Source organism: Microbacterium sp. SCN 69-37 (assembly GCF_001724435.1).
GTDB classification, from domain to species: Bacteria; Actinomycetota; Actinomycetes; order Actinomycetales; family Microbacteriaceae; genus Microbacterium; species Microbacterium laevaniformans.
Genome location: NZ_MEEL01000028.1, coordinates 45,835 through 58,904, shown reverse-complemented (window position 1 = coordinate 58,904; position 13,070 = coordinate 45,835). Strand labels below are relative to the sequence as shown.

Genomic DNA, 13,070 nt, shown 5'->3' with positions numbered 1-13,070 from the left:
CGGAAGCGCCGCACGTGCTAATACCGCGCATCCCTGGGGTCGAGCGCCGGTCTGCCGGCGCATTCTCGGAGCCCGACCGTTGTTCGATGGCGGCGACCGATCGGATTGATCTCGGACCAGATCAGAATGATCCGAACTTTCTCCCATCCGATATCTCTCGGGCTCCGAAGGACCTATCGAGACCGCACCACGCGGCTCGGCAGGACTAACCATTCCGCTCACATGGAGGACATCATGCTCAGCAAGACGAAGAAGATCACTGCCGCTCTGACACTCACCCTCGCCGGCGCTTTCGCTCTGTCGGCATGTTCGATGGGTTCCTCGTCGACGTCGGCGACCACGCCGCCCGCGATGAGCGAAGAGACGCAGTCGATGGCTCCGTCTCCGTCGACCATGGACCCGGCCGCCAACCTCGTCGGCCCGGGCTGCGCCGCCTACGCCGAGGCTGTCCCGTCCGGCTCCGGCTCCGTCGAGGGGATGTCGCAGGCCCCCGTCGCCACGGCCGCCTCGAACAACCCGCTGCTGAAGACGCTCGTCGCCGCAGTCAGCGGCCAGCTGAACCCCGACGTGAACCTGGTCGACACGCTCAACGGCAGCCAGTTCACGGTCTTCGCGCCCGTCGATGACGCGTTCGCCAAGATCGACGCCGCCACGATCGACTCCCTGAAGACCGACAGCGCCACGCTGACCAAGATCCTCACGTACCACGTGGTTCCCGGACAGCTCGCCCCGTCGGAGATCGACGGCACCCACAAGACCGTCGAGGGCGGCGACGTCACCGTCACCGGCTCGGGCGACAACATCATGGTCAACGGCGCCAAGGTCATCTGCGGTGGCGTTCAGACCGCCAACGCCACGGTGTACCTGATCGACTCGGTGCTCATGCCCACCAACTGATCGTTTCGGTCATCCCCCCGGACGAGGCCGCCGGCGCACTGCGCGCCGGCGGCCTCGTCGCGTCAGCGTGCTCGTTCCGCACGCGAACGCCAGTTCTGTGGGGCCCTCTCGAGGGTGGCGATCGCGTGGCAGTTTCGGCACCTCACGTCGCACTTGTCGACTTCGTCCTGAATGATCCGGATGCTGAAGCCCTCTTTCACCAGTTGCATCACGTCTTTGCGTTTGGAGCTCTGGGGCCTGTGGTCGAAATCGAGAACACGGATGTCCCCTATCCCGCAGTCCACGCACGGATGAGAACGCAGGTAGGCGAGGAGGTGCTCTTTCGCCTCGACCCGACGCCTCGCGGTGCGCGCGACGACGACGCGAACATGTTGTTCGCGATGCTCCGCGTAGTAGCGCCGCGAAGACGCACGGTTGCATTCACGACACGTCTCCTGAAGCCCGTCGGGACGCCGTCGCTTGCGATTGAAATCTGTGAGCGGCTTCGTCTCGCGGCACGTGCCGCATTCCTTGCCAGCGCCCCCGCTGAGGACGTCATCGTTTCGCGGCGTCATGGGAGTGGTCTACAACCATCTTCGGACATCGCTGCGTGGTGCCCCCACAGGGACTCGAACCCTGGACCCACGGATTAACCTGCTGCACGAGGTTTCCCCCGCCACCGTTCTACCGGCTTGCAGTCTGGACTATATCTTCACCTTCGGCCTGACCGGTCAGGTGCGCCGCGTGTAGTCTCTGAGGTTCCCTTGCGGTTACCTGCTGATTACCCAATCCCTCGGATTTTCACTGCCAGATGACCAGCATCCGGCGAGTACCTCGGGCTCTCAGGGCGTTCCAGCATATAGCGGCGGTCATCCAGCGCATTTCTACGCTGGCGCTCCATTGTGTTCTGTTGAAGTCCGTTGCTCTAACCAACTGAGCTATAGGGGCGGCATCAGCCTAGCAAGCGCGCAGCACCACAGCATCCATCGCCCGACTACTCTCGGAACGTGGACGATCAGACTCCGGACGTCGATGCCGGGACCGTGCTCGATGAGCGCTACCGCATCGACGCGCTCATCGGCACCGGCGGCATGTCCCGCGTCTACGCGGCTCAGGATCTTCTGCTGGGTCGTACTGTCGCGATCAAGATCATCACGGCGACAGGGGACGACCTCGATGCCGGACAGCGGGTCCGCGTGGAGACGGCCGCACTCGCCGCCCTCACCCACCCCAACCTCGTCGTTCTGCACGATGCGCGCCTGACCGGCCCCGGCCCGCGCTACCTCGTCATGGAACGCGTCGACGGCCCGTCGCTGTCGTCGCGACTGGCGGACGGCCCCATGACCGATGCCGAGGTCGCCCGCATCGCCGGCGAGCTCGCCGAAGCGCTGAGCGCGGTGCACGCCGCTGGCGTCGTCCACCGAGACATCAAACCGTCGAACATCCTGCTCGCCCCCGGCGCGACGCCGAACCGTCCGCCGCGGGCGAAGCTCGCCGACTTCGGTATCGCGCACCTGCTCGGCTCGGACCGCATCACCCAGCCCGGCACCCTCATCGGCACCGCCGCCTACCTCTCCCCGGAGGTCGCGCTCGGGCACGCCCCCGCTCCCGCATCCGATGTCTACTCTCTCGGACTGGTCCTGCTCGAGGCCCTCACCGGGACACGCGCCTTCCCCTCCGCCCAGGGCGCGGCGCAGGTACTCGCAAGGCTCGCGCAGGATCCCACGGTTCCCGACCATCTGTCTCCGCTGTGGGCGGAGCTGCTTCCGGCGATGCTCAGCCGCGACCCGGCGGCGCGCCCGAGCGCGGCGGCCATCTCCGACACGCTTGCCGCTCCCCCGCGCCGCGCCGGCGATGACGAGACCCGCGTTCTCGCCGCACCGGCACCACCCGCCGAGCCCGCAGCCGCCGCGGCCGCGCGCTTCGCTCCGGCGACGCCGTCCGCACTGCCACGGTGGCGTCGAACCGGCGTGCTCGTCGGCGCCGGCGCGGCGGTGGCTGCGGTCGTCATCGCGCTGGCAGCGTGGTCGGGACTGTCCGGTGCGCACACCGTCCAGCCATCGCCGACGGGGGTCGTCGACACGACGCCGACGCCCGCCGCGACCGAGGCGAACACCGTCTCGAATCCCGAGGAAGCACCGGCCACACCGGTTGCCCCGAAGGACAAAGGCAAGGATAAAGCCGGCCCAGGAGGCAACAACGGAGGCAACAACGGCGGCGGCAAAGGCGGCGGACCAGGCAAGGGCGGCGGCTGAGCACCGCCTGCCCCGGTTCGGATGCCGCGATCAACTGCCCTGGACGGTGAAGGACACCGCCTGCACGATCTCTCCGATGACCCACACGACGAGGGATATCGACGCGATGAAGCCGATGACCGTGGCGGCGATCCACGTCCACAGCGGCGCCCAGCCACCGGCCACGGTGCGTCGACGCAGCACCACGGCGCGGCCGATCATATAGACCGCGGAGCCCAGGCCGAGCAGCACGAAGAACGACCACGCCCAGCCGAAGGGGGCGACGACGCCGCGGCGCTTCAGCTCACGCCAGTCGAGCCAGCTGAAGACGACGAATGCGGCGTAGAACAGCCATCCGATCAGCGAGATCCCGATCGCGCGGGCCTCCCACGACATCAGCTCCGTCGGCATGCCGGTCATGCCTGACGACGCCTCGCGCGACATCGCCACGACGGCCGCGATGTAGGCGTTCCAGTCGATCAGGAAGATGGAGAGCATCGGCAGGACGGATGCCGCGACAGCCAGCCACACCCACACCGTACTGGTCGGAACATCGACGACGGGTGGGGTGGCCCCCACACCGGCGTAGGCGGGTGCGGAAGGGTACGCCGCGTACCCGCCCGCCACCGGTGCGGTCTGCGCGACCGGCGAAGGGAGCGGGACGGGAACCGCAGGCGCGGCGGTCGTCGACCCGCCCGCCGTCGGGGCGTACTCGCCGAACCGGGGCGCCGGAGCGGTCTGCGCGGTCCACTGCGTCCCGTCCCACCAGCGGCGCGCCGCGGGGTCGGCGGGGTCCGGGTACCAGCCGGCGGGGGCGCTCACGCTGCCGCTCCGACCAGCTCGGCGCCCGCGTGGGCGAGCTCGGCGAGCGCAGCGTCGGAGGTCTCCGAGGCGACACCGGCGACGAGATCCGTGAGAACGCGCACGCGGAGTCCGTGCTCGATCGCGTCGAGCGCCGACGCGCGCACGCAGTAATCGGTCGCGAGCCCCGCGACGTCCGCGTCCGTGACGCCGTGCACGCTCAGCAGCGATGACACCTTCTCACCGGCATCCGTGGTTCCTTCGAACAGCGAGTAGGCGGGCATGCCCTGTCCCTTCTTCACATGGTGGGTCACGGCATCCGTGACGAGTTCGGCGTCGTAATCGGCCCCGGGCGTGTCGGCGACGCAGTGCACCGGCCAGGTGTCGACGAAGTCGGGGGCGGCATCGGTCGCGAAGTGACCGCCGTTGTCGGTGTGGCCTTCATGCCAGTCACGCGAGGCGATGATGAGGTCATAGTCGCCGGCGTGGGCGGACAGGTATGCCGTCAGGCCGCGCGCAACCGCGTCGCCACCGGCGACGGCGAGCGCTCCGCCCTCCGTGAAGTCGTTTTGGACATCGACGATGAACAGTGCTCTGGTCATACCACCGAGGCTAACCCTTCGACACCGCTGCGGTCAGCGCTGCCCGTTCACAACTCCCGCGCGTCGTTCCGGTTCTGCCGCCGCGACCGGCGTGTCGTGGCTTCCGCCGCCGGAATGGAGGAGGTCGGAACAGCATCGACGTCCGAGCGCGCGAGGCGCGAGGGCCACCAGATCCGCCGCCCGAGGTCGTAGGTCGCCGCCGGCACCAGCAGCGAGCGCACGACGAAGGTGTCCAGCAGCACTCCGAAGGCGACGATGAACGCGAGCTGGGCGAGGAACAGGATCGGGATCACCCCGAGCGCCGCGAAGGTCGCGGCCAGCACGAGCCCGGCAGAGGTGATGACGCCGCCCGTCGCGACGAGGCCGCGCAGGATGCCGGGCCGGGTGCCGTGCCGCTTCGACTCCTCCCGCACGCGCGACATCAGGAAGATGTTGTAGTCGACGCCGAGCGCCACGAGGAAGACGAAGCCGTACAGCGGCACCGCCGGATCGGCTCCCGGGAAGTGGAACAGGTTGTCGAAGACCAGCGCGCTCACTCCGAGCGCGGCACCGAACGAGAGGATCACGCTCAGGATCAGGATGACCGGGGCGACGACCGCCCGCAGCAGCAGCATCAGGATGACGAGGATGACCGCCAGGATCACCGGGATGATGAGAGTGCGGTCGCGGATCGACGTGTCGTTCGTGTCGAGATCGATCGCCGTCGGTCCGCCGACCAGCGCGACGTTCGCGCCGAGCTCGCTCGTGAAGGTTGTCCGCAGGTCGCGCACGGTCTGCTCCGCCGCGAGCGAGTCGGCCTCATCCGACAGCGTCGCCACCAGCAGCACGTCACCGTCGACCACCGTCGGCTCAGGCGGCGTGGCGCTCGGCGGACCGGCGAGCGTGTACACCGGGGTGCCGCCTTGCACCGAGACACCGACCTGACCCGAGGCGGTGTCTTTGGCGGTCGCCGCGACGGACTCGACGCCGGGCGCCTTCTCGAGCACGGTCACGGCATCCGCGACGCGATCCTGGGGCACGACGATGTACGCGGGGCTCCCCGACCCCGCGGCGAAGTGCTGCGCGAGGACGTCCTGCCCGTCTCGAGCCTGCGAGGCTCCCAGCACCAGGTCGCTCTGCGGCACGCCGTCGGCCTTGAGCTGCAGCACCCCGACGGATGCCGCGAGCAGCACGACCGTCGAGATGATCCACACCGGCCGCGCGTGGCGCGCGACCAGGCGCGCCTGGCGTCCCCAGAAGCCGCGGACAGGAGCGTTGGGGTCGGTGACGAGACGCTCGGCGTTGTCGCCCGGGTCGCCGTCGGCGCCCTTCGGGATGAACGGCCAGAACGCCGCGCGCCCGAAGATCGCGAGCAGCGCGGGCAGGAAGGTGAGGGCGGACAGCACCGCGAAGGCGATGCCGATCGAGGCGATCGGCCCGAGCGCGCGGTTGCTGGCGAGGTCGCTGAGCAGCAGGCAGAGCAGGCCCGCGATGACCGTGCCGCCCGAGGCGATGATCGGCTCGAAGGCGCCGCGCCAGGCCATGAGCGCGGCATCCCATCGCTTGGCCCCCGTGCCGATCGCTTCGCGGAAGCGTGCCGTGTAGAGCAGGGCGTAGTCGGTGGCGGCACCGATCACGAGGATGAAGAGGATGCCCTGGACCTGTCCGTTGAGCACGAAGATGCCGGCCTTGGCCAGCCACCAGACCGTCAGCAGTGCGACACACAGGGCGAACGTCGAGGTGAGCAGCACGAGGATGGGCAGCAGTGGCGATCGGTAGACGATCACCAGGATGATGAACACGGCGCCGAGCGCGACGGCGAGCAGAATCCCATCGATGCCGAGGAACCCGGCCACCAGATCGGCGGTGAAGCCGGCGGGCCCGGTGACCCAGGCTTCCAGACCCGTCGGCAGGTTCTTCTCGATGCTCTCGCGGAGCGCCGTGACCGTCTCACCGACGTCGCCGGCGGTCGAGATCGGCACGAAGAACTGCACCGCTTCGCCGTCCTCGGACGAAATGGCCGGCGTGACCTGCTCGACGCCGTCGACAGCGGAGATCGTGGTCGCCAGCTCGCTGACCTGGGTGAGCTGTGCGGCGCTCAGCGCTCCCTCACCGGTGACGACGACCACGGCCGGGATGCTGTCGCCGCCGGTGAACTGCGAGAGCCGCTCCTGCACCTGCGTCGACTCCGCCGACGACGGCAGGAACGAGGACTGATCGTTGGTGGCGACCTCGTCGACCTTGCCGAAGTACGGGCCACCGATGGAGCCGCCCACCAACCAGATGAGGACGAGCAGCACAGGAATGCCGATACGCAGCCAGCGGGTGGGGGTATCGGTGCGACCAGTCATGTCGCTAGCTTATCTAGTAATAATCCGAGCGCGCCACCCCGATCTGCGGGCGCACGCCGCCCTCAGCCGCGAGCGAAGTAGAGCGCCCATCCCGCGACGAGACTGACGACCCCCAACGCGAGCATGCCCGCTGCCGACCACGTCAGCGCGCGCAGTCCGGCGGGCCGCCGCTGCAGGCGCATGCGCCCCTGCCAGCCATGGCGATACCAGATGGATGCCGCGTCGGCGTCGCCGATGACCGCGGCGTCGGACGCAGACAACGGCGCACTGTTGGCGTCACCGTCTGCGTCGAACCAGCGGACGATCGGATCACCGCCGTCACGGTCGATGATGGCCTCCGCCGGCAGCCATGTCCCGTCTGCCGCCCAGGCGACCACGACGGCGATCGCGAGGACGAGGAAGGCACCGAAACCCACCCAGGTGAAGATCTCGATCAGCGCGTCGATCGCGTGATCCATGGGTCTCCCCGATGTCGGTGAAGAAGTGGAGCCGCCTAAGGGAATCGAACCCTTGACCTATTCATTACGAGTGAATCGCTCTGCCGTCTGAGCTAAGGCGGCGCAAGGAGCCGGAGCGCCATGCACGATGATCGATCTTACAGGGTCTCAAGCCTCGTCGCGAACCACGAAGACGACGGCCCCACCCGGGCGGTGTCGCCATGTTACGCAGCGATTCTGCAGCGCAGATGAACTCTGCCTACCGTCGATCAGGCACCGCAACGAGGCGAGCGCGGACAGCCGAGAGATCCCGCGCGATGCGGTGCCCCGATCCACAAGGAGCACCACCATGTCCCGAAAGTCCCTGGCCGCCGTCTTGGCCGTTCCCCTCGCCCTGCTGCTGAGCGCGTGCGCGTCCGGTGCCGCCGCTCCCGCCGACGGCACCGCCGGCGCGCAGGGTCCCGTCCGCATCGGTGTCGTCGGCGCGGGCGACCCGTACTGGCAGACGTACAAGGATGCCGCGGCTGCCGAAGGGATCACCGTCGACATCGTGAACTTCGACGCCTACGACCAGCCGAACCCGGCCCTGTCCGCGGGCGAACTCGACCTCAACCAGTTCCAGCACATCATCTACCTCGCGACCTACAACGTGAAGGCGGGCGACGATCTGGTTCCGGTCGGCGCGACCGCGATCTACCCGCTGGGCCTGTACTCGACGAAGTACAAGAGCGTCGCCGACATCCCCGACGGCGGCACCATCGCCATCCCCAACGACGAATCCAATCAGGCCCGCGCGCTTCTCGTGCTCCAGTCGGCCGGGCTGATCTCGCTCAAGGACGGCGGCTCGATCTTCTCCACCCCCGCCGACATCCAGCCCGGGTCCAAGGCGAAGGTCGAGGCCGTGGCCGCCGACTTCACGGCATCCTCCCTCCCCGATTTCGCCGGAGCCGTCGTCAACAACGACTTCGTCGCGAAGTCCGGACTGACCAAGGACCAGCTTCTCGCGCAGGACGACCCGTCCGATCCCGCGGCCTTCCCGTACATCAACATCTTCGCCGCCAAGGCGAAGGATGCCGACAACCCGACGTACCAGAAGCTCGTGAAGATCTACCAGGAGACGGCATCGGTGCAGCAGGGTGTGCTCGAGGCATCCGGCGGCAGCGCCGTGCTGCTGAAGACGCCGGTCGCCGACCTCGTCAGCGCGCTCAAGAAGACCGAGGACGACATCCGCGCGACGCAGTGACCATCGCGGTGTGCGGCCCCGCCTACGGGCAGGGCCGCATGCGCGCGTTCGTCGTCCGTCCATCGACACCGAGCGAGATCTCATGAGCCTCATCCGACTGGTCTCCGCGACCAAGACCTATCCGCCGCAGACGAAGGGCGCTCCACCGGTCGTCGCCCTCGACGACGTCTCACTTCAGATCGCGGCCGGCGAGGTGTGCGGCGTCATCGGCTACTCGGGGGCGGGCAAGTCCACCCTCCTGCGCCTGATCAATGCCCTCGAGATCCCCACGACAGGCGCGGTCGAGATCGACGGCACCGACATCACGCGGCTGCCCGAACGGCAGCTGCGCCGCCTCCGCTCCGATATCGGGATGATCTTCCAGCAGTTCAACCTCTTCGACTCGCGCACCGTCGCGGGCAACATCGCCTACCCGCTCGAGGTCGCCGGCAGGCCGCGGAGCGAGATCCGCCATCGCGTGACCGAGCTGCTCGACTTCGTCGGCCTCGCCGCCCGGGCGGACGCCTACCCGGAACAGCTCTCGGGCGGGCAGAAGCAGCGCGTCGGCATCGCCCGCGCTCTCGCGACGAGCCCTCGCATCCTCCTCGCCGACGAGGCCACGAGCGCCCTCGACCCCGACACCACACAGGAGGTTCTCGCTCTCCTGCGACGCGTGAATCGTGAACTCGGCGTGACGATCGTGCTCATCACGCACGAGATGGAGGTGATCCGGGTCATCGCCGACCGCGTCGTCGTCATGGAGGGCGGTCGTGTCATCGAGTCCGGCGGCGTGTTCGACGTACTCTCCGCCCCCCAGCACCGCGCCACCGCACGCTTCGTGGCGAGCGTCATCGACGAGGTCCCCCGCGGCGCCGACCTTGCTGCACTGCGCGCGCGGCACGACGGGCGCATCGTCACCATCGACGTCCGCGAGGGCGAGGGTTCCGCGCAGGCCCAGGTCTTCGCGACCCTTGCCGCGCACGGCGTGAGGTTCGAAGTCGTCCACGGCGGTATCAACGACATCCACGGTCGAGTGTTCGGCCACCTCACCCTCGCGCTCACCGGCGAGGCGGATGCCGTGGAGCGCGCACTGGCGGCGGCATCCATCGTCGCTCGTCTGACCGAGGAGGACGCTCGTGGATAGGCTCATCACTCTTCTGCCGCAGCTCTGGGACGCGACGGTCGAGACCCTCTACGTCGCCTCCGCCGGGCTGCTGCTCGGCGGCCTCGGCGGCCTGGTGCTCGGAATGGCGCTCTACGCCACGCGGGCCGGCAGCCTCTTTCCCCACCGCGTGGTGTTCGGGGTTCTCAACGTCATCGTGAACACTTTCCGTCCGATACCGTTCATCATTCTGCTCGCCGCCGTCCAACCGATCGCCCGCGGCATCGGACTTCCCGGCATCGGCGTGCCGTTCGCGATCTTCGCGATCACGATCGCGTCGCTGTTCGCGATCAGTCGCATCGTCGAACAGAACCTGCTGACGGTGCGCCCGGGCGTGGTGGAGGCGGCGCGCGCCGCGGGAGCGAGCCGCTCCAGGATCCTGTTCCGACTGATCCCGCGCGAGGCGCTCGGCCCGCTCCTGCTGGGTTACACCTTCGTCGTCGTCGCCCTCGTGGACATGACGGCGATGGCCGGCGCCATCGGCGCGGGCGGTCTCGGCGAGTTCGCCATCAACTACGGCTTCAAACAGTTCAACCCGTGGGTGACGTGGTCGGCGGTGCTCGTGATCATCGTCATCGTGCAGCTCGTGCAGTTCGTTGGCAACGCCCTCGCTCGACGCGTCCTGCGTCGTTAGCGATCAGCAGGTGAGGCCGTTGGTCGGCACGGTACCGTCGACGAGATAGGACTCCACGGCCTTGTCGACGCAGGCGTTGCCCTTGTTGTAGCCGGTGTGGCCCTCGCCTTGGCGGGTGATCAGCACGCCCGAAGACAGCTGCTGCGCGAGCGACACCGACCACGCGTACGGGGTGGCCGGGTCGTTCGTCGTGCCGACGACGACGATCGGAGCCGCCCCATCGGCGGTGATCTTCTCACGCACGCCGGTGGGCGGATACGGCCACACCTCGCAGACGTCGACGCCCTGCCAGTACGGGGCGATCGTCGGCGCCTTCTGCTTCACGAGTGCGTCCGCGGCATCCTTGTCGGCCTGCGCGGTGTCGAGCGGGTAGTCCATGCAGTTGTAGGCACGGAACGCCTCGGTGGAGTTGTCCTGGTAGGTGCCGTTGGAGCGCGCGTAATAGAAGTCCGCGAGCTGGAACGCCGTGTCGGGCTTGCCGGCGAGGGCATCCGACAGAGCGGTGGACAGATACGTCCAGCTGTCCTGCGAGTACAGAGCGGCGATGATCGCCGTCATCAGCGTGTCGGCGCCGAGCTTGCGGCCGTCCGAAGCGGTGAGCGGCACGCGGTCGACGCTGGCCAACAGGGTGCCGAGCGCCGCCATGCCCTCATCGACCGTGCCGGAGAACGGACAGCTACGACTCTGCAGGCAGTCCGCCATGTACGCCCGTAGCGCCGACTCGAATCCGATCGCCTGCGTCGTGCTGACGTCGAGCCCGGAGACCGACGGGTCGATCGCGCCGTCGAGCACGAGCCGCCCGACGCGCTCGGGGAACAGCTTCGCGTAGGTGGCGCCCAAGAACGTGCCGTAGGAGTATCCGAGGTAGTTGAGCTTGCTGTCTCCGAAGACCGCCCGCAGCAGGTCCATGTCGCGCGCCGCATTGTCGGTGGTGATGTACGGCAGGATGCCGCCGCTGTTGACCTCGCAGGCCGCGACGAAGTCGCGGTTTCGCGCCGTCAGCTCGTCGGTCCACCCCTGGCTGCCGCGCGGATCGGCGGGAATGTCGAAGAGGTAGGCGTCCATCGCTGACGGGTCGAAACACCGCACCGCGGTCGAGCGGCCGACGCCGCGGGGGTCGAAACCGATGACGTCGTAGGCGTTCGACAGCGCAGAGCCCACCGCGAACGACGAGGACTGGGCGATGAGGTCGTACCCGCTCGCGCCCGGACCTCCCGGGTTGGTCAGGAGTGAGCCGATCGGCGCCCCGTCCGTCGCGGCGCGTCGGATGACGGCGAGATCGATCGTCCCGACGGCAGGGTCGGACCAGTCCAGCGGGGCCGTCACCGTGGTGCAGTCGAAACGGCCGGCATCGCTCCCGGTGCACGCCTTCCAGCCCAGCGTCTGCCCGTAGAACTGCTCGAACCCGGCCGGAACGCCCTCGACGTCGGGCTGGCGGCTCGGCGCCGGCGTGGCCGCGCTCTCGGGCGGGATCGCCGCATAGAGGCATCCGGTGAGCATCGTGGATGCCGCGGCGACGGATGCGACCGCGATCAGCGCACGGCGGATGAGGGTTCGGCGGGGACGGCGGGGTGTCTCGGTCACAGGGTCCTCCCGCTCGCGACGGTCACGAGCATGCTCTCCAGGGCCAGGGCGGGGGCGGCGTTGCCCTCCAGGTTGGTGCGGGTGGCGGCGATCGCGTCGAGCACGACGAGCGTCCGCGGGGCGCTCCACGCGGCCGCGAGTGCTGCCAGCGCGTCGGCCAACTCGCGGTTGATGAGATCGTCGTCGCGGCCGAACTGCAGCATCAGAACGTCGCGGAACATCGACTCGAGATCGGTCAGGACGCGGTCGATGCCGTCACGCAGACTCCGGGTGGCCCGGCGCTTCTGATCGTCTTCTAGCGCGCTGAGCTGGCTGCGCACGGCAGGCGGCACCGCGGCTCCCGGGGTGATGCCCAGCGTCCGCAACAGCCCCTCCCGCTCGGCCTCGTCGCGCTCGGTGGTCAGCGCCTTCGCGTCGTCGGTGGCCAGCTGCACGATGCGCGCCGCTGTTTCGACCGCGGACCCGACACCGCGCACGGACAGCACGGCGCGCAGCGTCTCGTCGCGTCGCGCACGCGCATCGGCATCCGTCGCCAGACGAACGGCCATGCCGATGTGGCGCTGCGACAGTCGTGCCGCCTGCTCGGCCGTCCGCTCGTCGACGCCGGTGCGGGTGACGATGAGCCGCGCGACGTCGGCGATGTCGGGCTCACGCAGGCGAAGGGTGCGCACGCGCGAGCGGATCGTCGGCAGGAGGTCGGCCTCGCTGGGCGCGCAGAGGATCCACACCGTGCGCTCGGGAGGCTCTTCGAGTGCCTTCAGCAGCACGTTGCTGGTGCGTTCGATCATGCGATCGGCATCTTCCATCACCATGACGCGGTACCGACCCAGCGACGGCGAGAAGTAGGAGCGTTCCACGAGGGCCCGCGCATCCTTGATGGAGATGATGACGCCCTCGGTGCGCAGCGCCGTGAGGTCGGGGTGCGTTCCCGCGAGCACCTGCCGCATGGCCGCCTCGTCGCCCGGTTCGGCGATGAGCGCGGCGGCGAAGGCCGCCGCCAGCGTCGAGCGCCCCGATCCGGCCGGACCCGTGATCAGCCAGGCGTGGGCGAGCTGGCTGGGATCGGATGCCGCGGCCTGCAGCTGCTGCAACGCCTCGTCCTGTCCCCACACCTCGCCCCACGGCAACGCGGCGCGGGATCGATCTGCCGTGGCGATCGCCGAATCCGCACTCATGAGCCCAGCCTAC

Annotated in this window: 12 protein-coding genes and 1 tRNA gene; 5 read left to right on the top strand and 8 right to left on the bottom strand. The window is 68.8% G+C overall.

Annotation, left to right across the window (positions count from 1 at the left end):
- Positions 1–234: 234 nt before the first annotated feature.
- Complete coding sequence (locus ABS64_RS08210) at positions 235–897, top strand: fasciclin domain-containing protein (RefSeq protein ID WP_005051175.1); 663 nt, start codon at positions 235–237, stop codon at positions 895–897.
- Positions 898–959: 62 nt separating this feature from the next.
- Here ABS64_RS08210 and ABS64_RS08205 read toward each other — a convergent pair whose 3' ends face one another.
- On the bottom strand, positions 960–1,451 hold the full coding sequence (locus tag ABS64_RS08205) for a hypothetical protein (RefSeq protein WP_292682611.1): 492 nt from the start codon (positions 1,449–1,451) through the stop codon (positions 960–962).
- Positions 1,452–1,883: 432 nt separating this feature from the next.
- Here ABS64_RS08205 and ABS64_RS08200 point away from each other — a divergent pair, with 432 nt between their 5' ends.
- The gene (locus ABS64_RS08200; protein WP_288121334.1) at positions 1,884–3,131 is read left to right on the top strand and encodes a serine/threonine-protein kinase; all 1,248 of its coding nucleotides are present in this window, start codon (positions 1,884–1,886) and stop codon (positions 3,129–3,131) included.
- A 30-nt stretch (positions 3,132–3,161) separates the two neighbouring features.
- Here the strand turns inward: ABS64_RS08200 and ABS64_RS08195 are convergent, their stop codons facing one another.
- The 5 genes from ABS64_RS08195 to ABS64_RS08175 all read right to left on the bottom strand — a co-directional run bounded on the left by ABS64_RS08195 (position 3,162) and on the right by ABS64_RS08175 (position 7,403).
- Positions 3,162–3,932: a DUF2510 domain-containing protein gene (locus ABS64_RS08195; RefSeq protein WP_288121332.1), complete on the bottom strand. Its 771-nt coding sequence runs from the start codon at positions 3,930–3,932 to the stop codon at positions 3,162–3,164.
- A complete protein-coding gene (locus ABS64_RS08190; protein WP_036286327.1) occupies positions 3,929–4,513 on the bottom strand; it encodes an isochorismatase family protein in 585 nt (194 codons plus the stop codon). Before ABS64_RS08190 ends, ABS64_RS08195 begins: the two co-directional genes overlap by 4 nt.
- Before the next feature lie 47 nt (positions 4,514–4,560).
- Positions 4,561–6,843 carry an MMPL family transporter gene (locus tag ABS64_RS08185; RefSeq protein WP_292682608.1) on the bottom strand — a complete coding sequence of 761 codons (2,283 nt, stop codon included), beginning with the start codon at positions 6,841–6,843 and terminating at the stop codon, positions 4,561–4,563.
- Positions 6,844–6,905: 62 nt separating this feature from the next.
- The gene (locus ABS64_RS08180) at positions 6,906–7,301 is read right to left on the bottom strand and encodes a hypothetical protein (RefSeq protein WP_292682605.1); all 396 of its coding nucleotides are present in this window, start codon (positions 7,299–7,301) and stop codon (positions 6,906–6,908) included.
- 26 nt (positions 7,302–7,327) lie between these two features.
- A tRNA-Thr gene (locus ABS64_RS08175) sits at positions 7,328–7,403 on the bottom strand.
- Positions 7,404–7,629: 226 nt separating this feature from the next.
- Here ABS64_RS08175 and ABS64_RS08170 point away from each other — a divergent pair.
- The 3 genes from ABS64_RS08170 (at position 7,630) to ABS64_RS08160 (ending at position 10,298) form a co-directional block, all read left to right on the top strand.
- Positions 7,630–8,523: a MetQ/NlpA family ABC transporter substrate-binding protein gene (locus ABS64_RS08170; RefSeq protein ID WP_288121328.1), complete on the top strand. Its 894-nt coding sequence runs from the start codon at positions 7,630–7,632 to the stop codon at positions 8,521–8,523.
- Positions 8,524–8,605: 82 nt separating this feature from the next.
- A complete protein-coding gene (locus ABS64_RS08165; protein WP_292682602.1) occupies positions 8,606–9,646 on the top strand; it encodes a methionine ABC transporter ATP-binding protein in 1,041 nt (346 codons plus the stop codon).
- Complete coding sequence (locus tag ABS64_RS08160) at positions 9,639–10,298, top strand: ABC transporter permease subunit (protein ID WP_016464466.1); 660 nt, start codon at positions 9,639–9,641, stop codon at positions 10,296–10,298. Before ABS64_RS08165 ends, ABS64_RS08160 begins: the two co-directional genes overlap by 8 nt.
- A gap of 3 nt (positions 10,299–10,301) precedes the next feature.
- On the opposite strand, the gene ABS64_RS08155 is transcribed toward ABS64_RS08160, so the two are convergent.
- Together ABS64_RS08155 and ABS64_RS08150 are read right to left on the bottom strand one after the other, a co-directional pair.
- Positions 10,302–11,882: an alpha/beta hydrolase gene (locus ABS64_RS08155; RefSeq protein ID WP_292682598.1), complete on the bottom strand. Its 1,581-nt coding sequence runs from the start codon at positions 11,880–11,882 to the stop codon at positions 10,302–10,304.
- Complete coding sequence (locus ABS64_RS08150) at positions 11,879–13,057, bottom strand: DNA polymerase III subunit delta' (RefSeq protein WP_292682595.1); 1,179 nt, start codon at positions 13,055–13,057, stop codon at positions 11,879–11,881. Before ABS64_RS08150 ends, ABS64_RS08155 begins: the two co-directional genes overlap by 4 nt.
- Positions 13,058–13,070: the final 13 nt, after the last annotated feature.

Bases quoted from the DNA above. Each gene is read 5' to 3' on its own strand.
- ABS64_RS08170 (WP_288121328.1), top strand. From the start codon at position 7,630: ATGTCCCGAAAGTCCCTGGCCGCCGTCTTGGCCGTTCCCCTCGCCCTG.
- ABS64_RS08190 (WP_036286327.1), bottom strand. From the start codon at position 4,513: ATGACCAGAGCACTGTTCATCGTCGATGTCCAAAACGACTTCACGGAG.
- ABS64_RS08180 (WP_292682605.1), bottom strand. From the start codon at position 7,301: ATGGATCACGCGATCGACGCGCTGATCGAGATCTTCACCTGGGTGGGT.
- ABS64_RS08185 (WP_292682608.1), bottom strand. From the start codon at position 6,843: ATGACTGGTCGCACCGATACCCCCACCCGCTGGCTGCGTATCGGCATT.
- ABS64_RS08210 (WP_005051175.1), top strand. From the start codon at position 235: ATGCTCAGCAAGACGAAGAAGATCACTGCCGCTCTGACACTCACCCTC.
- ABS64_RS08165 (WP_292682602.1), top strand. From the start codon at position 8,606: ATGAGCCTCATCCGACTGGTCTCCGCGACCAAGACCTATCCGCCGCAG.
- ABS64_RS08205 (WP_292682611.1), bottom strand. From the start codon at position 1,451: ATGACGCCGCGAAACGATGACGTCCTCAGCGGGGGCGCTGGCAAGGAA.
- ABS64_RS08150 (WP_292682595.1), bottom strand. From the start codon at position 13,057: ATGAGTGCGGATTCGGCGATCGCCACGGCAGATCGATCCCGCGCCGCG.